The organism is Roseateles sp., from assembly GCF_046300915.1.
In the GTDB taxonomy this organism is placed as follows: domain Bacteria; phylum Pseudomonadota; class Gammaproteobacteria; order Burkholderiales; family Burkholderiaceae_C; genus Kinneretia.
This window is the reverse complement of record NZ_JBKCLH010000070.1, coordinates 1-19,706: the sequence shown is the minus strand read 5'-3', so window position 1 is coordinate 19,706 and position 19,706 is coordinate 1. Positions and strand designations below refer to the sequence as shown.

The 19,706-nt window shown below is 66.2% G+C and carries 16 protein-coding genes; 5 read left to right on the top strand and 11 right to left on the bottom strand.

The window, feature by feature from the left end; all coding sequences use genetic code 11:
• Window positions 1–23 precede the first annotated feature (23 nt).
• On the bottom strand, window positions 24–812 hold the full coding sequence (gene scpB / locus ACK5F2_RS05230) for an SMC-Scp complex subunit ScpB (protein WP_409863286.1): 789 nt from the start codon (window positions 810–812) through the stop codon (window positions 24–26).
• 215 nt (window positions 813–1,027) lie between these two features.
• Window positions 1,028–2,053, bottom strand: a complete 1,026-nt coding sequence (locus ACK5F2_RS05225) for an RluA family pseudouridine synthase (RefSeq protein WP_409863285.1) — start codon at window positions 2,051–2,053, stop codon at window positions 1,028–1,030.
• 52 nt (window positions 2,054–2,105) lie between these two features.
• Between ACK5F2_RS05225 and ACK5F2_RS05220 the strand changes: the two genes are divergently transcribed.
• Window positions 2,106–2,918 carry an outer membrane protein assembly factor BamD gene (locus ACK5F2_RS05220; protein ID WP_409863284.1) on the top strand — a complete coding sequence of 271 codons (813 nt, stop codon included), beginning with the start codon at window positions 2,106–2,108 and terminating at the stop codon, window positions 2,916–2,918.
• Between the two features lie 79 nt (window positions 2,919–2,997).
• On the opposite strand, the gene ACK5F2_RS05215 is transcribed toward ACK5F2_RS05220, so the two are convergent.
• Window positions 2,998–5,037, bottom strand: coding sequence for an ATP-dependent DNA helicase (locus ACK5F2_RS05215; protein ID WP_409863282.1), 2,040 nt, complete (start codon window positions 5,035–5,037; stop codon window positions 2,998–3,000).
• On the bottom strand, window positions 5,037–5,240 hold the full coding sequence (locus ACK5F2_RS05210; RefSeq protein WP_133602494.1) for a YdcH family protein: 204 nt from the start codon (window positions 5,238–5,240) through the stop codon (window positions 5,037–5,039). The genes ACK5F2_RS05215 and ACK5F2_RS05210 overlap by 1 nt, the downstream gene beginning before the upstream one ends.
• A gap of 78 nt (window positions 5,241–5,318) precedes the next feature.
• On the opposite strand from ACK5F2_RS05210, the gene ACK5F2_RS05205 reads away from it, so the two are divergent.
• Window positions 5,319–6,089, top strand: coding sequence for a PP2C family protein-serine/threonine phosphatase (locus tag ACK5F2_RS05205; protein WP_409863281.1), 771 nt, complete (start codon window positions 5,319–5,321; stop codon window positions 6,087–6,089).
• On the opposite strand, the gene ACK5F2_RS05200 is transcribed toward ACK5F2_RS05205, so the two are convergent.
• The 5 genes from ACK5F2_RS05200 to ACK5F2_RS05180 form a co-directional block, all read right to left on the bottom strand.
• Window positions 6,090–6,731: a hypothetical protein gene (locus ACK5F2_RS05200; protein ID WP_409863280.1), complete on the bottom strand. Its 642-nt coding sequence runs from the start codon at window positions 6,729–6,731 to the stop codon at window positions 6,090–6,092.
• A gap of 56 nt (window positions 6,732–6,787) precedes the next feature.
• Entirely contained in the window at window positions 6,788–7,888 is a 1,101-nt protein-coding gene (gene zapE / locus ACK5F2_RS05195; protein ID WP_409863279.1) for a cell division protein ZapE, read from the bottom strand.
• Between the two features lie 68 nt (window positions 7,889–7,956).
• Entirely contained in the window at window positions 7,957–9,378 is a 1,422-nt protein-coding gene (lpdA, locus tag ACK5F2_RS05190; RefSeq protein WP_409846009.1) for a dihydrolipoyl dehydrogenase, read from the bottom strand.
• 158 nt (window positions 9,379–9,536) lie between these two features.
• Window positions 9,537–10,790: a 2-oxoglutarate dehydrogenase complex dihydrolipoyllysine-residue succinyltransferase gene (gene odhB, locus ACK5F2_RS05185; protein ID WP_409863277.1), complete on the bottom strand. Its 1,254-nt coding sequence runs from the start codon at window positions 10,788–10,790 to the stop codon at window positions 9,537–9,539.
• 72 nt (window positions 10,791–10,862) lie between these two features.
• Window positions 10,863–13,718, bottom strand: a complete 2,856-nt coding sequence (locus tag ACK5F2_RS05180; protein WP_409863275.1) for a 2-oxoglutarate dehydrogenase E1 component — start codon at window positions 13,716–13,718, stop codon at window positions 10,863–10,865.
• Between the two features lie 463 nt (window positions 13,719–14,181).
• Here ACK5F2_RS05180 and ACK5F2_RS05175 point away from each other — a divergent pair, with 463 nt between their 5' ends.
• The 3 genes from ACK5F2_RS05175 to ACK5F2_RS05165 all read left to right on the top strand — a co-directional run bounded on the left by ACK5F2_RS05175 (window position 14,182) and on the right by ACK5F2_RS05165 (window position 17,135).
• Window positions 14,182–15,024: a 2OG-Fe(II) oxygenase family protein gene (locus ACK5F2_RS05175; protein ID WP_409863274.1), complete on the top strand. Its 843-nt coding sequence runs from the start codon at window positions 14,182–14,184 to the stop codon at window positions 15,022–15,024.
• Between the two features lie 81 nt (window positions 15,025–15,105).
• Window positions 15,106–15,456, top strand: coding sequence for a hypothetical protein (locus ACK5F2_RS05170; protein ID WP_409863273.1), 351 nt, complete (start codon window positions 15,106–15,108; stop codon window positions 15,454–15,456).
• A gap of 98 nt (window positions 15,457–15,554) precedes the next feature.
• The gene (locus ACK5F2_RS05165) at window positions 15,555–17,135 is read left to right on the top strand and encodes an ABC transporter substrate-binding protein (RefSeq protein ID WP_409863272.1); all 1,581 of its coding nucleotides are present in this window, start codon (window positions 15,555–15,557) and stop codon (window positions 17,133–17,135) included.
• A 93-nt stretch (window positions 17,136–17,228) separates the two neighbouring features.
• On the opposite strand, the gene ACK5F2_RS05160 is transcribed toward ACK5F2_RS05165, so the two are convergent.
• Together ACK5F2_RS05160 and ACK5F2_RS05155 are read right to left on the bottom strand one after the other, a co-directional pair.
• The gene (locus ACK5F2_RS05160; protein ID WP_409863271.1) at window positions 17,229–18,182 is read right to left on the bottom strand and encodes an NAD(P)H-dependent flavin oxidoreductase; all 954 of its coding nucleotides are present in this window, start codon (window positions 18,180–18,182) and stop codon (window positions 17,229–17,231) included.
• A 37-nt stretch (window positions 18,183–18,219) separates the two neighbouring features.
• Window positions 18,220–19,706 (bottom strand): acyl-CoA dehydrogenase (locus ACK5F2_RS05155; RefSeq protein WP_409863269.1); only part of this gene is annotated, 1,487 nt, incomplete at its 5' end.

The window sequence follows — 19,706 nt, the reverse complement described above, 5'->3', positions numbered from 1 at the left end:
GTTCATCTCGTGGTCGTTGGAATTCATGCGTCGGCTTGCACCTTCTCGCGAGCGTCGGATGCGGGGTCGGCACCGGGTTCACCGGCCTGGACCACCGCAACGGATGCGCCCGCAGGAGAACTCTCGGGCGCCGGGTTGGGGGTTGGGGGTTCTTGGGGAGAGGTCGGCGCTTCGGCGCCTGCCTCGATGGGAGTGGATTCGGCCGCCAGATCCAGGGCGGCGTCCGCCGCGTCGGCGGGTGGGTCTTGCGGCCCCTGGGCCTCGCGGTCCAGCAGCTCGCCCAGGGCGGCCGGTGTCTCGCCGCCGGCCTCCAGGGCCGGCAGCTGCTCAAGACTCGCCAGACCCAGATCATCCAGGAACTGGCGCGTGGTGGCATAGAGCGCCGGGCGACCGGGGGCCTCTCGATGACCGATGACCTCGATCCAGCCGCGCTCCTCCAGCTGCTTGACGATCTGGCTGGTCACGACCACGCCGCGGATGTCCTCGATATCGCCCCGGGTCACCGGCTGGCGGTAGGCAATGATGGCCAGGGTTTCCATCACGGCACGCGAATAGCGCTGCGGCTTTTCGGGATGCAGGCGATCCAGGAACTCGCGCAGCTCGGGGCGGCTCTGGAAGCGCCAGCCCGAGGACACAGCCACCAGCTCCACACCGCGATGCTCCCAGTCGCGGCTGAGCTCGTCGAGCAGCGCGCGCAGGGTGTCCGCACCGACCTCATCGGCGAACAGGGTCCGCAGCTCCCGCAGCGTGAGCGGCTGCTGGGCGCAGATCAGCGCGGTCTCAAGGACGCGCTTTGCATCCTGGGTGTTCATGGACTTCTGTCAGCGGGCCGCCATATGGGCAGCGGGTCATTGATCGGGCTTCGGGCTCGGGAGCATCTCGGGGCTCAAATACTGGGCGGGCCGCCGTGCGCCCTCACGGACTGCGGCGGGCCGGCGTGACCCCGGGGGCTGGCGGTTCGGATCCGAGGGGAGGAAGCCATTCGCCCCGGTCTCTCATCAGGCCAGCTGCGCCGATTGTAGCGCCCTCAGCCACAGCGCTCGTGAAGCACCGGCGGCGGCAGGCCCGCGAGCACCCAAGCATCGGACAAATCCTGTGGCGGGCACGCATCAAACCGCAAGTCCGCCCCAGTGATTGGATGGCGCAGGCTCAGGCGCGCGGCGTGCAAGGCTTGGCGCTGCAAACCCAGGGCAGGCGCCCCCCCATAAAGCCCGTCAGCCACGAGCGGATAGCCGCGGCTGGCCAGATGCACGCGAATCTGGTGGGTGCGACCGCTGTGCAAGACGCAGTGCAAGGCGCTGTAGCGCCGCCCTTGCACCTCAACCCGACCCAAGCAATAGACATCGGTGCGCGCCGGCTTGCCGCCGGCCAGCACCGCCATCTTGACTCGCGAGACCGGATCGCGGCGCAGCGGCGCGTCGATGAAGAGCTCGTCGGCCACATGCCCCTGGGCCAGGGCCAGATACTCGCGATGCACCTCGCGCGCCGCGATCATGCGGCTCAGCGCAGTCACGGCCTCCAGCGTCTTGCCCACCACCATCAGGCCCGAGGTGTCCTTGTCCAGCCGGTGCACGATGCCGGCGCGCGGCAGGGCCGCCGCGCCGGCGTGGTGAGCCAGCAGGCCGTTCATCACGGTGCCGGACCAGTTGCCGGCTGCGGGATGCACCACCATGCCGGCCGCCTTGTTGAGCACCAGCAGATGAGCATCCTCGAACACGATCTGCAAGGGCAGCGCCTCGGCACGAAAGGCCTGGCTCTCGGCCGTGGGCTGCAGCTGCACCCGCAGCAGTTGACCCGCCTGCAAGCGCTGCGAGGCGCTGCGCGCCGGCCGGCCATTGACCCAGACGCAGCCGCGCTCAATCAAGCCCTGCAGATGATTGCGCGAGAACTCAGGCGCCAAGCCGACGAGCCAGCGATCAAGGCGCTGACCATGGCCCTCGGCGGGTACGGCGGCGCTGCGCTCCTCGATCGCCTCCTCCGCCGACTCCTCGGTCGACTCGAACTCGGGTTCGTCCGCGCCCTCGCCCAGAGGGGCAGGCCAGGCCTCAACCATATAATCAGACTCCACCTTTGTTGATTGTCGGCATCCGCAGCCGGCCTGGACCATGACTGAACACCGCTCGCGGTTGCGCGGCCTTGTAGTAACCGGCTTCTCGGCCGGCATTCTGGCCCTACTGGCGGCCTGCTCCTCGACACCCGAGGACCAGAATTCCCAGGCCGCCCTGGACAAATTGTATGCAGACGCCAAGGCCGACATCGAGGCCGGCAGCTACGACCGGGCCATCAAGACCTTGGAGCGCATCGAGGGCCGCGCCGCCGGCACGCTGATGGGCCAGCAGGCGGCACTGGACATGGCCTGGGCCCAGTACCGCAGCGGCGAACGCACCGCGGCCATCACCACCCTGGATCGCTTCATCAAGCTCAACCCCACCAGCGCCGCCATGGACTACGCCCTCTATCTGAAGGGCCTGTCCAATTTCAACGAGGACCTGGGCCTGTTCGGCCGCCTGGCTGAACAGGACATCTCGGAGCGCGACCAGCAGGCCTCTCGCGACGCCCTGCTCTCCTTCCAGCAGCTGGTGGAGCAGTACCCCGAGTCGAAGTACAGCGGTGACGCCCGCCTGCGCATCGACTACATCACCAACACGCTGGCGGCCTACGAAGTTCATGTGGCCCGCTACTACTACAACCGCGGCGCCTACGTGGCTGCGGCCAACCGGGCCCAGCAGGCGATTCAGGAGTTTCAGCGCGCCCCGGCCGTGGAAGAGGCGCTTTTTCTGATGATGCTGAGCTACGAGAAGATGGGGCTCAAGCCCCTGCGTGACGACGCCGAGCGCGTGCTGCGCAAGAACTTCCCGGACAGTGCCCATCTGGCCGGAAATGCAAGCAAGAAGCGCGCGTGGTGGCGTTTCTGGTGAGCCCTCGCTGAGCCTGGCCTCGAGACGAAACGCGTGCCCCCGGCACGCGTATTTCATTGGGTCCGGCAATCAACCGGGATCAGAACGGCCGATTGCCCTCGGCCACCACGTCACCACCCCCGCGCTCGGCCGCGAGGCAGCGCAACCAGTCCAGGGCTTCACCCTCGTTGGCAACCTGGGTCATGGGCGGCAGGGCCGCGCGCAGACGGCGGCCGTAGTTCATGCCCGCCATGCGGGGATCGCAGACCACCAGCAAACCCATATCGGTCTCGCTGCGGATCAGGCGGCCGCCGCCCTGCTTGAGCGCAATGGCCGCCTCGGCAATGAAGAACTCGGCAAAGGCATTGCGCCCCTCGGACTCCAGCTTCTGCACGCGGGCTTCGACCAGGGGGTCGTTCGGCGGCGGGAAGGGCAGCTTGTCGATGAGCACGCACTGCAAGGCATCACCGGGCACATCAATGCCCTCCCAGAAACTGGCCGAACCGACCAGCACCGAGCGCGGCTCTTCCAGAAACTGCTGCAGCAGCAGGCGCTTGGGCGCGGCGCCCTGGACCAGCACCTGGATGGGGTCAGCATCGAGTTCGAACTCGCTGCGCAGCGCCTCCCCAATCGTCTGCAAGGCACGCAAGGTGGTGGTCAGCACAAAGGTCCGCCCGCCCAGGGCGCGTGCGCAGCGCGCTGCCATGATGGCGACCGAGGGGCCATGGCTGGGGTCGCTGGGCTTGGGAAAGCCTCGCGGCACGTAAAGCCTCGCATGGTTGACATAGTCAAAGGGACTGCCCACACGCAGCACCTTGGCATCGTCCAGCCCCGCCGGCTCGGTGAACCAGCGCAGGCGCTCATCATCGCCCAGGGTGGCGGAGGTGAAGATCCAGGCCTTGGGCGGGCCGTTGAGCTGCTCCTGCATGGCCTTGCGGATGTCCAGCGGCGACTCCACCAGCCGCGCCTGGTGCGTGCCCAGATCGATCCAACGCACCGCTCCGGGCTCCGCCGATGAGGCGAAGTGCGCCGCCAGATCGCGCAGCTGGCCCGCACGCTCATGCAGGCGCACGAAGTCCGGCGCCGTCGGCGCAACCGTGGCCAGCGCCGCCTCGGCCAGACGCACAGCAGCAGCCACCTGATCCAAGGCCGCCGAGAAACCCGGCTGCTCCGCCCGCTCCTGCCAACGCAGCTTGATCAGACCGCGCAACTCCTTCATGGCACCAGCGCAGGCCAGCCGCAGCTCGCGGGCAGCACGCTCCACCGCCGCCGCCACAGCCTGCCAGTCCTGCAAGCCGCGCGCCTGGGCCAGGCCCTGGGCCAGCAGGTCGCGGGAGAAATCGATCAGCTGACCCGTGCCCAGCACGGTACCCAGAAACTGCAGGCCGGCCTCGGGCAGCTGATGGGCCTCATCAAACACGGCCAGATCCACCGTGGGCAGCAATTCCGCCACGCCGCTGTCGCGCAAGCTCAGGTCGGCAAAGAAGAGGTGGTGATTGACCACCACCACATCGGCCTCCAGGGCTTCACGCCTGGCCTTGACCACATGGCAGGCCCGGTAGTCGGGGCACTCCGTGCCCAGGCAGTTGTCACGGGTGGAACTGATCAGGGGAATCAGGGGCGAGCGCTCGTCCAGCCCCTCCATCTCGGACAAGTCGCCGCTCACGGTGGCCTGCGCCCATTGCTCCACCCGGGCCAGCAGGAAGACCGAGCGGCGGTCCGGCAGCTCGGCGCTGTGGCGCGCGTACTTCATGCGATGCAGGCACAGATAGCTGCCTCGCCCCTTGAGCAGGGCGCTGCGCAGCGGCATCTGCAAGGCATCGATCAGGCGCGGCAGATCGCGCAGAAACAGCTGGTCTTGCAGGCTCTTGGTTGCGGTACTGATCAGGGCCCGCCCCCCCGAGAGCAAGGCTGGCACCAGATAGGCAAAGGTCTTGCCCACGCCGGTACCGGCCTCGACCACCAGGGTGTCACGCTCGGCAATGGCACGCGCCACGGCCCGGCTCATGTTCAGCTGAGGCTCCCGTGGCGCATAGTGCGCGTCAGCACGAGACAGCGGCCCGCCCACCTCGAAGGCCGCCTGCACCCATTGCTCCAGCTCAGCGGGCAAGGGCTGGTCCTGTTCCCCCTCGCTCGACATCAGGCGGGTTCGGCCGGGTCGGTGGCCTGCTCCAGGCGCACGATCAGGTCGCGCAGCACCAAGCGGCGCTTCTTGAGCCGCAGCAAGGCCAGCTCATCGATGGGCTGCTGCAGTACCAGGCGGTCGATCATCACGTCCAGATCGGCATGCTCGATGCGCAACTCGATCAAGCGACGCGACAGGGAGTGAAGTTGTTCGTCCATGCAGCTCATTTACGGGCTCGCAACACGCGGGCGCCGACATTTGCCGATTATAGTTTTGCGGGCAACCAAGAGCCCAGCATGAGCCGCAACAGCACGCCCGGTTTTCGAGTCAACGCCGCCACCGGTACCCACCGCGGCGATCGCCTATACCAACAGGACCAAGTCGAAATCATCGGCCACCCGCGCCAGGCAGGCTGCCTGCTGGCCGTGGTGGCCGACGGCATGGGCGGCAAGAGCGGGGGACGCAAGGCCGCCGATCAGGTGGTACTGACAGCCCGACAGCTTTTCGAGCGCTTCACGCCCGGTGAAGAGGATCCCGGATCCTTCCTCAATCAACTGGCCGCAGAAGCTCATCTGATGATCAAGCTTACGGCCATCACCACCGAGGAAGAGCCGCACAGCACGCTGGCAGCCTTTCTGGTGATGCCGGACCGGCAGTGCCACTGGGTCCACACGGGCGACTCGCGCATCTACCACTTCCGGGGCCCCAGCCTGGTCAAGCGCACCATGGATCATTCCTTTGTGCAGCGCTTGGTGGACGAGGGCCAGATCACCGAGGCCGAGGCAGCGGTGCATCCACAGTCGAATCTGCTGACGGGCTGCCTGGGCACGGTGCAGGAACCGACGCCCACGGTCACGCAGGTCGAGCGCCTGGAGGTGGGCGATAGCCTGATCGCCTGCAGCGATGGCCTGTGGCACTACTTCAGCCCGCGCGAGCTGGGTACGGTGCTTCACAGCTTGGCGCCGCGCGAGGCCGCGGAACTCTTGATCGACAAGGCACGCCAACGCGCCCATGGCGGTGGCGACAATCTCTCGCTCGCCGTGGTGCGTCTGGACGCACTGGCCTGATCAAGGGCGCGGCGTCGGCAGCGCCTCGATGTCGGAGGCGCTTGGCAGCGGCAGGGGCGCAGCAGCAGCCTTGCCCTGCGCCTCACGCTCCTTGTCACGGCGGGCCAAGGCCTCCCGGTGCGCCTGGGCATCGCGCTGCCGCTGCAGGGCTCGCTCGCGCTGCCGCTGCGCCTGCTGCTCACCCTGGGCGATATCACGCTGCACCTGACGCGCATGGGCTGCAGGGTCGGGGCGGGAGGCCGCGGCTGTCGGCGCAGCCGCCGAAGCAGCGGTGGCAAGTGGCGACGGCTGAAGCAACTGGCGCTGGCGCTGACGCACCTCATCGGCCGCCGCGGCGACATCCTTCTCCTGTGCCCGCCGGCGCTGTGCCTCGGCCCGCTCCATCCTGTCCCGCGCGTCCAGAACCTGCTCCCTGGCCGTCAGCGGCGCCAGGGCGTCGCTGCGATCGCGCCGTGCGGCCTGCTGACAGGCGGTGACCGCGAATCGTGACAGGCAGGCCTGCATGGCCGCTTGATAGCGGGCCTCCGCCCGCGCACGCTCGGCGGCCAGACCTGCGCGGTCCAGGCCGCCGGCCTCCTGTGCGCACAGCGGCAGGGCGGCAAGAAGCAGGCTCAGCATGGACAGCGTCGGCTTCGCGGGCATGAAACGGTTTCCCTAGCAGTGAGGTGATGACAAGCGCGTTGCTGCAGCCGCCGGACTCAGGTCAGTGCGGTATCCACATCGCGGCGCTCCAGCGCGAGGTATTCCTCGCTCTGCATCTCGCGCAGACGCGACACGGTGCGCGGAAACTCATGCGCCAGCGGGCCCTCGGTGTAGAGCTGTTCCGGCTCAACGGCGGCCGAGATGATGAGCTTGACCCGGCGATCGTAGAGCACATCCACCAGCCAGGTGAAGCGCCGGGCCTCGCTGGCCAGACGCACCGGCATCTCGGGCACGTTGGACAGGATCAGGGTGTGGAACTGGCTGGCCAGTTCCAGGTAGTCGTTCTGCGAGCGCGGGCCACCGCACAGGGTCTGGAAGTCAAACCAGACCACGCCACCGGCGCGACGGCGCGCGCGCAGCTCGCGGTGCTCGATATGCAGCAGGGGACTCTCGTCACGAGCCTCGGCCAGGGATTCAAAGGCCGCACTCAGCGCCGCGTCGGCACGTTCGTCCAGAGGGCAGTGATAGAGCTCCACATGGGACAGAGTCCGGCGCCGGTAATCGGTGCCGTTGTCCACATTCATGACTTCCATCTTGTCCTTGAGCAGCTCGATGGCCGGCAGGATGCGGTCACGATGCAGGCCGTTGGGATAGAGCCCGTCGGGATGGAAGTTGGAGGTGGTGACGATGGACACGCGGTGCTTGAACATCGACTCAAGCAGGCGGTGCAGGATCATCGCGTCGGTCACGTCCGCCACATGGAACTCGTCGAAGCAGATCAGGCGAAAGCGCTTGGCAATTCGCTTGCCCAGCTCCTCCAGCGGGTCGGCAATGCCCTTGAGCTCCTGCAGCTCGCGGTGCACCTCGCGCATGAACTCGTGGAAGTGCAGGCGGGTCTTGCGCGTCAGCGGCACGGCCTGGAAGAAGCAGTCCATCAGAAAGCTCTTGCCCCGCCCCACCCCGCCGAACATATAGACGCCGCGCGGCAGCGGCGGGTGACGCAAGAGCTTGGTCACGGCATTGGAGCGGCGGGCCTTGTAGTCGGCCCATTCATCCTGGCAGCGCTGCAGGGCGGCCACGGCCCGCAACTGCGCCGGGTCGGCCGTGTAGCCGCGTTCGGCCAGGGTTTGTCGGTAGAGCTCGGTAACGGAGACCATAGATGCTTCTCAAGACAAAGGGGCGACCTTGGCCGCCCCTTCTACATGCTGCTGTGCGCTGCGGCTGATCAGAAGTTCAGCGTACGCTTGTCCACGGCCAGGGCCGCTTCCTTGGTGGCTTCCGACAGCGAGGGGTGGGCGTGGCAGATGCGCGCGATGTCCTCGGCCGAAGCCTTGAACTCCATGGCCACCACGGCTTCCGAGATCAGCTCGGAGGCGAAGGGGCCGATGATGTGCACGCCCAGGATTTCGTCGGTCTTGGCATCGGCCAGGAACTTGACGAAGCCGGTGGTGTCACCCAGGGCGCGGGCACGGCCGTTGGCCAGGAAGGGGAACTGACCCGCCTTGTAGGCCACACCTTCGGCCTTGAGCTGCTGCTCGGTCTTGCCGACCCAGGCGATCTCGGGGCTGGTGTAGATGACCCAGGGGATGGTGTTGAAGTTCACATGACCGTGCTGGCCGGCAATGCGCTCGGCCACGGCCACGCCTTCTTCCTCGGCCTTGTGGGCCAGCATGGGGCCGCGCACCACATCGCCCACCGCCCACACGTTAGGCAGATTGGTCTTGCACTCCTCGTCCACCACGATGGCGCCGCGCTCGTCCAGCTTCAGGCCCACGGCCTCGGGGTTGAGACCGATGGTGTTGGGCACACGGCCGATGGAGACGATCAGCTTGTCCACCACAAGGGTCTGCTCCGCGCCCTTGGCGTCGGTGTAGGCGATGGTGACATCGCTCTTGCCCTTCGTGACCTTGGAGATCTTGACGCTGAGCTGGATGTCCAGGCCCTGCTTCTTGAAGATCTTGGCGGCTTCCTTGGCCACACCCTCGTCGGCCGCGCCCAGGAAGGCGGGCATGGCTTCGAGGATGGTGACTTCGGAGCCCAGGCGACGCCAGACCGAGCCCATTTCCAGGCCGATCACGCCGGAGCCGATCACGCCCAGCTTCTTGGGCACGGCCGGGATGCGCAGCGCGCCGTCGTTGGAGAGGATCAGCTCCTCGTCGAACTCCGCGCCGGGCAGCTGGCGGGCATTGGAGCCGGTGGCCAGGATCACGTGTTTGGCGGTAACGGTTTCTTCGCCGGCCTTGAGCTCATAGACGCCGTCCTTGGCGCCGACAAAGCTGCCGCGGCCATGGAAGAAGGTCACCTTGTTCTTCTTGAACAGGTAGAGGATGCCGTCGTTGTTCTGCTTCACCACCTGGTCCTTGCGGCCGACCATCTTGGCGATGTCGATCTTCAGGTTGTCCAGGCTAATGCCGTGATCGGCAAAGTGGTGACCAGCGTGCTCGAAGTGCTCACTGGACTGCAGCAGGGCCTTGGAGGGAATGCAGCCGACATTGGTGCAGGTGCCGCCCGGGGCCGGGCCACCCTTGTCGTTCTTCCATTCGTCGACGCAGGCGACGTTGTAGCCCAGCTGGGCCGCGCGAATGGCCGCGATATAGCCGCCGGGGCCGCCGCCGATCACGACGACGTCAAAGTTCTTGGTGCTCATGAATATTCCTTCTTGCGCATACCCCGACGCTGCGGGGCGTAGCGAGCGGCTTCAGGGCTAGGCGCGGGGGCCGACGCACCGGAACGTAGCAGCGCTACGTGAGGATGCGGAGGACGGGACCCGCAACGACGCCATGAAGCCGCGCAGTAGCCCTAGTGTCAGATGTCGAACAGCAGGCGGGCCGGATCCTCCAGCGCTTCCTTCATGGTCACCAAGCCCAGCACGGCTTCGCGGCCGTCGATGATGCGGTGGTCATAGGACATGGCCAGATAGTTGATCGGGCGCACGACGACCTGACCGTTCTCGACCACGGCGCGGTCCTTGGTGGCGTGCACGCCCAGGATGGCCGACTGCGGCGGGTTGATGATGGGGGTCGACAGCATGGAGCCGAAGGTACCGCCATTGGAGATGGAGAAGGTACCGCCGGTCAGCTCTTCGATGGACAGCTTGCCTTCCTTGGCCTTGGCGCCGAACTGGGCAATGGTCTTCTCGATCTCGGCGAAGCTCAGCTGGTCGGCGTTGCGGATGATGGGCACCACCAGACCGCGCGGCGAACCGACGGCGATGCCGATGTCGAAGTAGCCGTGGTAGACGATGTCGTTGCCATCCACCGAGGCGTTCAGCACCGGGTACTTCTTCAGGGCGGCCACGGCGGCCTTGACGAAGAAGCTCATGAAGCCCAGCTTGACGCCGTGCTCCTTCTCGAACTTCTCCTGGAACTTCTTGCGCATCTCCATCACCGGGGCCATGTTCACCTCGTTGAAGGTGGTCAGGATGGCGTTGGTGGACTGGGACTGCAGCAGACGCTCGGCCACGCGGGCGCGCAGACGGGTCATGGGCACGCGCTGCTCGGGGCGGTCGCCCAGGCTCTGCGTGACGGGTGCGGCCACGGCCGGCAGGGGCTTGGCCACGGCCGGTGCGGCCGGCACGGCGATGGGCGCGGCGGCGGGCTTGGCGGCGGCGGCCAGGGCGTCGCCCTTGGTCACGCGGCCGTCCTTGCCAGAGCCGGCCACGTCGGTGGCGGCCAGGCCCTTCTCGGCCAGGATCTTGGCGGCAGCCGGCATGGCCACATCACCCTTGCTGCCACCGGCGGCGGGGGCAGCAGCAGCGGCGGCCGGAGCCGGCGCGGCAGGCACGGCGGTCACTTGCAGGGGGCTGACCTGGGCCGAGGCGTCGGTGTCGATCTTGGCGATGATTTCCTCGCTGACCACGGTCTCGCCGTCGTTCTTGAGGATCTGGGCCATCACGCCGGCGGCGGGTGCGGGCACTTCCAGCACGACCTTGTCGGTCTCGATCTCGATCAGGGTCTCGTCGATGGCGACGGCCTCACCGGGCTTCTTCTTCCAGGTGATCAGGGTGCCTTCGGACACCGACTCGGAAAACTGGGGAACCTTGACTTCTACGATTGCCATGATGTGAATTCTTTCTGTTCTTTGCGCGCAAGCCCCGGGCCTGCTCCAGGCGGCACGGGGCGCTGAGTTCGCTTACTTGGTCAGGATGAAGCCCTTGAGCTTGGCGAAGGCCTGATCCAGCAGGGCCTTTTGCTGCTCCTGATGCAGGTGGGCGTAGCCGCAGGCCGGGCTGGCGCTCGCGGCACGGCCGGCATAGCCCAGCTTCTGACCTTCGAGCATGTTCTCGTGCACATAGTGCTGCACGAAGAACCAGGCACCCTGGTTCTGCGGCTCGTCCTGGCACCAGACGATGTCGGTCGCGTTCGGGTACTTCTTCAGCTCCGTCGCGAAGGCCTTGTGCGGGAAGGGATAGAGCTGCTCGACACGAATGATGGCCACATCGGAGGCCTTCTTCTCGGCGCGCTTTTTGACCAGGTCGTAGTACACCTTGCCCGAGCAGGCGATGACGCGCTTGACCTTGGTGGCGTCGATGGTGTCATCCTGCTCACAGATCACGGTCTGGAACTCGCCCTTGATGAACTCGTTCAGGGGCGAGGTGGCTTCCTTGGCGCGCAGCAGGCTCTTGGGCGTCATGATGACCAAGGGCTTGCGGAACATGCGCAGCATCTGACGACGCAGCACGTGGAAGATCTGCGACGCCGTGGTGGGCTGCACGATCTGCATATTGTTGTCCGCAGCCAGCTGCATGAAGCGCTCCAGGCGGGCCGAGCTGTGCTCGGGGCCCTGGCCCTCGTAACCATGCGGCAGCATCATGACCAGACCGTTGGCGCGACCCCACTTCACTTCGCCGGAGGCGATGAACTGGTCGATCACCACCTGGGCACCGTTGACGAAGTCGCCGAACTGGGCTTCCCAGATGGTCAGCGTGTTGGGCTCGGCGGCGGCGTAACCATACTCGAAGCCCAGCACCGCCTCTTCCGACAGGATGGAGTCGATGACGGTGAACGGTGCCTGCCCCGCGGCGACGTTCTGCAGCGGGATGTAGGTGCCCTCATCCCAGTTGGTGCGGTTCTGGTCATGCATGACCGCATGGCGGTGGGTGAAGGTGCCGCGGCCGCTGTCCTCGCCGGACAGACGCACCGGGTAGCCCGAGGCGACCAGCGAGGCGAAGGCCATGGACTCGCCCATGCCCCAGTCCACATTGATCTCGCCACGGCCCATGGCGGCACGGTCGGCATAAAGCTTCTGCACCAGATTGTGGGCGGCGAAGCCCTGCGGCAGCGTCGTCAGCTTCTCGGCCAGACGCTTCCATTCGGTGGCGGGGATGGCGGTGTCGCAGCTGTCCGTCCACTTCTTGCCCAGGAAGGGCGACCAGTCGGTGGCGAACTTGCTCTTGAAGTTGGTCAGCACCGGGTCCACGGTGTGGCGACCCTCGTCCATCGCGGCGCGGTAGGCCTTGACCATCGCATCCGGGCCGTCGGCCGGCAGCACGCCCTGGGCCACCAGCTTGTCGGCGTACACCTTGCGGGTGCCGGGGTGCTGACCGATCTTCTTGTACATCAAGGGCTGGGTCAGGGACGGCGTGTCCTGCTCGTTGTGGCCCAGCTTGCGGAAGCAGACGATGTCCAGGACGACGTCCTTCTTGAACTCCGCGCGATAGTCCATGCACAGCTGCATGGCGTACACAACGGCCTCGGGATCGTCCCCGTTCACGTGCAGCACCGGAGCCTCGATCATCTTGACGACGTCGGAGCAGTACCAGGTCGAGCGCAGGTCGCGCGGGTCGCTGGTGGTGAAGCCGATCTGGTTGTTGATGACGATGTGGATGGTGCCGCCCGTGCGGTAGCCACGGGTCTGGGCCATGGCCAGCGTCTCTTGCACGACGCCCTGGCCACCAAAAGCCGCATCGCCGTGCACCAGCACCGGCAGCACCTGAGCGCCGACGGTGTCGCCACGGCGGTCCTGACGGGCGCGCACGCTGCCCTCCACCACCGGGTTGACGATTTCCAGGTGCGAGGGGTTGAAGGCCAGCGACAGGTGCACCGGGCCGCCAGGCGTGGAGACATCGGAGCTGAAGCCCTGGTGGTACTTCACGTCACCGGCGGGCAGATCCTCGGCAGCCTTGTGCTCGAACTCGGCAAACAGGTCCTTGGGCATCTTGCCCAGGGTGTTGACCAGCACGTTCAGACGGCCGCGGTGGGCCATGCCGATAACGATCTCTTGCACGCCACGCTCACCGGCACGCTTGATCATCTCGTCCATCGCGGCGATGAAGCTCTCGCCACCTTCCAGCGAGAAGCGCTTCTGGCCGACGTACTTGGTGTGCAGATAGCGCTCCAGGCCCTCGGCGGCCGTCAGGCGCTCCAGGATGGCCGTCTTCTTCTCAGCGCTGAAGGCCGGCTTGCTGCGGCTCTTCTCCAGGCGCTCCTGCCACCAGCGCTTCTCGGCGGGGTCGGAACCGTGCATGTACTCGGCGCCGATGGAGCCGCAGTAGGTGTCACGCAGCGCCTGAACGATCTGGCGCAGCGTCATGGTCTCGCCGCCGAAATAGCTGTTCACGGCGCTGAACGAGATGTCCATATCGGACTCGGTCAGGTCGTAGAAGGCGGGGTCGAGTTCAGGAATCTTGGGGCGCTCAGCGCGCTTGAGGGGGTCCAGTTCCGCCCAGCGATTGCCCAGGAAGCGGTAGGCCGCGATCAGCGACTGCACATGGACCTGCTTGCGGGCAACGGCCAGATCGGCGCTGGACGCCTTGTTGGCAAAGGCATTGGCCTTGGCGCGCTGCGCGAAGGACTCGATCACCGGCGCATGGGCCACATCGCGAGCCTCGCTGCCGTCGGTGGCCGGCACATGCTGGAGTGCGTCGAAATAGGCGCGCCAGTTGTCAGGCACGGAACCCGGATTGTCGAGGTAGGCCTCGTACATCTCTTCGACATAGGGCGCATTGCCCCCGAACAGGTACGAATTACCCCTGTATTGCTGCATCATCTCTCGCTCACCTTCTGCCCCGGTTTCCAAGGCTGTTGGCTGGTTACAAAACCTTCCGCGACACGGCTCGACCGGTTGGCGGATTGCGACCCGCCTTGACTGTTGCCAGAAAAGGGGACGGGAAGGACCAAAAACATCTCTCGGGCACGGACTTTAGCACTGCCGGCCGAAACGGCCCCGCGCTTTGAGCTGTATCAGAGCGCGGCGTGCATATGCCACATAGGCCTCCGACACAGCACCGCCCCATGCACATGGCGGCCCAGCAAGCCGTCCTGCCAGACTCCATTTTGGTGCGAATTTCGCACGAACATCGCGTCTCGTCATGAAACCGCAGGAAACCCCGAGGCCCCGCCTTGATCTGCAAACGTTTGCGAATTCCTGTCCCCTCCCCTAGACTGCCGACTGCACGCGCCAGGGCCCCGCGATTGAATGGCCCGGCGTCGGGACGTTCAGGAGAGTTCCCATGCAAGTCAAAGTCGTTGACTACCGCGCCGCCGATGCGGCCGAGCAGTTCACCCGTTCCCTGCACGAAACCGGCTTCGGGGTGCTGATCAACCACCCCCTGCAGCAGGCCATGGTCGAGAAGATCTACGCCGACTGGCTGGACTTCTTCAATGGCACGGACAAGCAGCAGTACGCCTTCTCCACCGAGACGCAGGACGGCTATTTCTCCACCGAGATCTCCGAAACCGCCAAGGGTCACACCCAGAAGGACATCAAGGAGTATTTCCATGTCTACCCCTGGGGCCGCATCCCTGCGCAGCTCAAGGCCGATGCGATGGACTACTACACCCAGGCCAATCGCCTGGCGCAGCAGCTCTTGTCCTGGGTCCAGCAACACACGCCGGCCGACATTGCCGCCGGCTACAGCGAGCCGCTGTCGCAGATGATTGATGGCAGCCGCCTGACCCTGCTGCGCGTGCTGCGCTACCCGCCACTCACCGGCGAGGAGCCCGCGGGCTCGCTGCGCGCGGCAGCGCACGGCGACATCAATCTGCTGACCATCCTGCCGGCCGCCAACGAGCCGGGCCTGCAGGTGCTGTCCAAGGACGGTCAATGGCTGGATGTGCCCAGCGACTTCGGCATGCTGATCATCAATATCGGCGACATGCTGCAGGAAGCCTCGCGCGGCTACTACCCCTCGACCCAGCACCGCGTGGTCAACCCCACCGGCGAGGGCGCCAAGCGCAGCCGCGTGTCCCTGCCCCTGTTCCTGCACCCCCGCGAGGACGTGGTGCTGTCGGAGCGCTACACCGCACACAGCTATCTGGGAGAGCGGCTGCGCGAGCTGGGCGTCAAGAAGTAAGCGCCTCCCCTGCGTCAGAAACCGGCCCGATGGCCGGTTTTTTTGCGCCCGCACGGCGGCATCTCGCCCTAGAGTAAGGACATGCCCTCGCCGCACCAGATCCGCATCGAAATCCATCCCGAGGCGCCGCCCAAGCCTGACTGGGGCGCGCCCTGCAATGGTTGCGGCATCTGCTGCCTGGCGGAGCCCTGCCCGCTGGGCATGCTGATCAGCCGGCGCCGCCGCGGCGCTTGCAAGGCCCTGCGCTGGAATGCGGGGCGCTATGTCTGCGGCATGCTCAGCGAGCCGCAGCAGGTGCTGGGCTGGCAAGGTGCCACGGGCCGCGCACTCGCCCCCCTGCTGCAACGCCTGGCACGGCGCTGGATCTCGGCAGGATCGGGCTGCGACGCCAGCCTTGAAGCCGAATCCCCCACGGCTAAAGAACAGAGCTAAAACGACGGGCATTCGGAGCCCCGGGCAAGCCATGAGAGTATGCAACTCCAAGCCGGGCTAGCATCGCCAACTCGGTACTTCCACGGAGTAAGCAAGACATGACCCCCAAGTTCAAGCGGGCCTCCCTCGCCGCAGCCCTGTTTTTGGCCCTCGCTACTGGAGTGAAAGCCGCGCCGCTGCACTGGGCCGCCCAGAACGACGTACTGACCCTGGACCCCCACTCGCAGAACCACGGCACCACCAGTGCCATCCTGGCCCACGCCTATGAAGGCTTGACCCGCTACGGCAAGACCTACCAGATTGAACCGGCCCTGGCCACCAAGTGGACCCAGATCAGCCCCACGCAGGTGCGCTTCGAGCTGCGCCGTGGCGTCAAGTTCCATGACGGCTCGCCCTTCACGGCCGACGACGTGCTGTTCTCCTTCGCCCGCATCAAGCAGCCCCAGGGCACCATGCAGGCCTATGTGAACGGCATTGCCGAGATCAAGAAGATCGACAGCCACACGGTGGACTTCATCCTGTCGGCGCCCAACCCCATCCTGCTGCGCAACATCATCGACTTCCGCATGGTCAGCAAGAGCTGGGCGGAGAAGAACAAGTCGGTGAACCTGCCGGACGTGAAGGTCAAGGAAGAGACCTTTGCCACCCGCAACACCAATGGCACGGGCCCCTACAAGATCACCGGCTGGCAGCCCGATCAGAAGATCAGCATGGCGGCCAACAAGGACTGGTGGGATGCCGCCAATGCCAGCAATGTGGACAGCGTGACCTACTCGCCGATCAAGTCGGACGCGACCCGCGTGGCCGCCCTGCTGTCGGGTGAGGTGGATCTGCTGACCGACCTGCCCACGCAGGACGTGGCCAAGCTCCGGGCCGACCCCAAGATTGCCATCATGGAAGGCAATGAGGTTCGCACCATCTTCTTCGCCATGGATCAGGGCAGCGATGAGATCCGCGGCTCCAGTATCAAGGGCAAGAACCCCTTCAAGGACAAGCGCGTGCGTGAAGCCCTGTCGGTGGCCATTGACCGCGAAGCCATCAAGCGCGCCATCATGCGCGGCCTCTCGGCACCGGCCGCCCTGATGGTAGCGCCCGGCGTCAACGGCCACACGGCCGATATCGACACCCCCGCCAAGGCAGACCCCGAGAAGGCCAAGAAGCTGCTGGCTGAAGCGGGCTACGCGGACGGCTTCGAGGTGCCGCTGAACTGCCCCAACAACCGCTACGTCAATGACGAGGAAATCTGCCAGGCCGTGGTGGCCATGTGGGCCCGCATCGGTGTGAAGGCCAAGCTCCAGACCGAGCCCATGACCACCTTCAGCCCCAAGATCCAGGGCTTCGAGCACCAGCTCTTCCTGTTCGGCTGGGGTGTGCCCACCTATGACGCGCTCTACACCATCCAGTCCCTGGCTCGCACCAAGACCACGGGGCCTGATGGCAACTGGAACTACTTCCGCATCAGCGATGCCAAGCTGGACCAGCTGACCGATGCGATCAAGGTGGAGGGCGACGTCAGCAAGCGCAACGCCCTGCTGCGCGAGGCCCTGCTGCGCATCCGCGACGAGCATTTCTTCATCCCCGTCCACCACCAGGTTCGTCCCTGGGCCATGAAGAAGAATGTGTCCACGGTCCACCGCTCCGATGACCGTCCCGAGGCTCGCTTCACCAATGTGAAGTAAGGCCGCGTCGGCTCGCATCCGCGAGCCGCAGCCCAAAGCAACAAGCCGCCCCGAGGGGCGGCTTGTTCGTTTTGAAGCTCAGCGCGCTTGGCCTCAGAGCAGGGCAAGCCTGCGACGTGCGGCCTGGTACTCGCGCGCCAGGCGTTCCACCAGCACACGGGCCGGCACCACCTCGCGGATGGCGCCAATGCCCTGGCCGCTGCCCCAGATGTCCTTCCAGGCCTTGGCCGAGCCGCCGCCGAAGTTCATGGTCTTCACATCGCCTTCGGGCAGATTGTCCGGGTCCATGCCGGCGGCCTCGATGGAGCCGCGCAGATAGTTGCCGTGCACGCCGGTGAAGAGATTGCTGTAGACGATGTCGTCGCTGTTGCTGGCCACGATCATCTGCTTGTAGGCCTCGGCGGCGCGGGCCTCCTCGGTGGCGATGAAGGCCGAGCCGATATAGGCAAAGTCCGCGCCCATGGCCTGGGCGGCCAGCACCGCATCACCGCTGGCAATGGAGCCCGAGAGCGCCAGGGGACCGTCGAACCATTCACGGATCTCCTGGATCAGCGCAAACGGGCTCTTCACACCCGCATGGCCGCCCGCACCCGCGGCCACGGCGATCAGGCCGTCGGCGCCCTTCTCGATGGCCTTCTTGGCGAACTTGTTGTTGATGATGTCGTGCAGCACCACGCCGCCCCAGCCGTGCACGGCCGCGTTCACATCCTCCCGCGCGCCCAGCGAGGTGATGATGATGGGCACCTTGTACTTGGCGCACAGGGCCATGTCATGCTCGAGCCGGTCATTGCTCTTGTGCACGATCTGGTTGATCGCAAAGGGCGCGGCCGGCTTGTCGGGGTTGGCCTTGTTGTAGGCCGCCAGGGTCTCGGTGATCTCGGCAAGCCACTCGTCCAGCTGTTCGGCCGGACGGGCGTTGAGCGCGGGCATGGAGCCCACCACGCCGGCCTTGCACTGCTCGATCACCAGCTTGGGATTGCTGATGATGAACAGGGGCGAGCCGATGATGGGCAGGGGCAGGTTCTGCAGGATGGGAGGCAGGGCCACGCGGGTCTCCGTTCTCGTTATTGATACGTGCGGGGGATCAGAAGGCTTCCAGGGCCAGGGCGGTGACGCTCTCGGCGCCCTCCACGATGGCCTCGCGCGCGGCGCCGGCCCGGCTGAGGATGTGCTCGGCGTAGAAGCGCGCGGTGGCGATCTTGGCGGCCATGAAATCCACGTCCTCGCCCGCAGCCAGTTTGTCCTCGGCCACGATCAGGGCTCGCGCAAGCTGCCAGCCGGCCACCAGATTGCCGGCCAGCATCAGATAGGGCACCGAGCCGGCAAAGGCGGCGTTCGGGTTGCTCTTGGCCTCGCGCACGATGAAGTCCACCACCTCGAGGTAGGCCTCGCGCGCGGCGCGCAGGCGCTTGAGCACCGACTTGGCAGCGGCGCTGTCGCGTGCGGCGAGCAGGCCCTCGGTCGCCTCGATCTGGCCGGCAATGGCGCGGGCCAGCTGGCCGCCGTCGCGCCCGGTCTTGCGGCCCCCCAGGTCCTTGGCCTGGATGGCGGTCGTGCCCTCGTAGATGGTCAGGATCTTGGCATCGCGGTAGTACTGGGCCGCGCCGGTCTCCTCGATGAAGCCCATGCCGCCGTGGATCTGCACGCCCAGATCCGTGACCTCCAGGCTCATCTCGGTGCTGTAGCCCTTCACCAGGGGCACCATGAACTCGTAGAAGGCCTGGTTCTGCTGGCGGGTCTCGGAGTCCGGGTGGTGGTGGGCCGCGTCATAGGCCGCGGCGGCGGTGATGGCCATGGCGCGGCTGCCCTCGGTGAGGGCGCGCATGGTCATCAGCATGCGGCGCACATCCGGGTGGTGGATGATGGGCGCGCTGGCCTTGATGGAGCCGTCCACCGGACGCGACTGCACGCGGTCGCGGGCGTATTGCGTGGCCTTCTGGTAGGCCCGGTCGGCCACCGCGATGCCTTGCACGCCCACGCCGAAGCGGGCGGCGTTCATCATGATGAACATGTACTCCAGGCCGCGGTTCTCCTCGCCGATCAGGGTGCCGATGGCGCCGCCATGGTCGCCGAACTGCAGCACGGCCGTGGGGCTGGCCTTGATGCCCATCTTGTGCTCGATGGAGACGCAGTGCACATCGTTGCGCGCACCCGGCGTGCCGTCGGCATTGAGCAGGAACTTGGGCACGATGAAGAGGCTGATGCCCTTGACGCCCTCGGGTGCACCGGCCACGCGCGCCAGCACGAGGTGGACGATGTTCTCGGCCATATCGTGCTCGCCCCAGGTGATGAAGATCTTGGTGCCGAAGATCTTGTAGGTCCCGTCACCCTGCGGCTCGGCGCGGGTGCGCACCAGGGCCAGGTCCGAACCGGCCTGGGGCTCGGTCAGGTTCATGGTGCCGGTCCAGCTGCCGTCGATCAACTTGGGGATGAAGGTGGCCTTCTGTTCCTCGCTGCCCGCGGTCAGCAGGGCCTCGATGGCGCCAACGGTCAGCAGCGGGCACAGGGCGAAGCTGAGGTTTGCGCGGTTGATAATATAGCCGCACGCCGCGCCGCTGGTCTTGGGCAGGC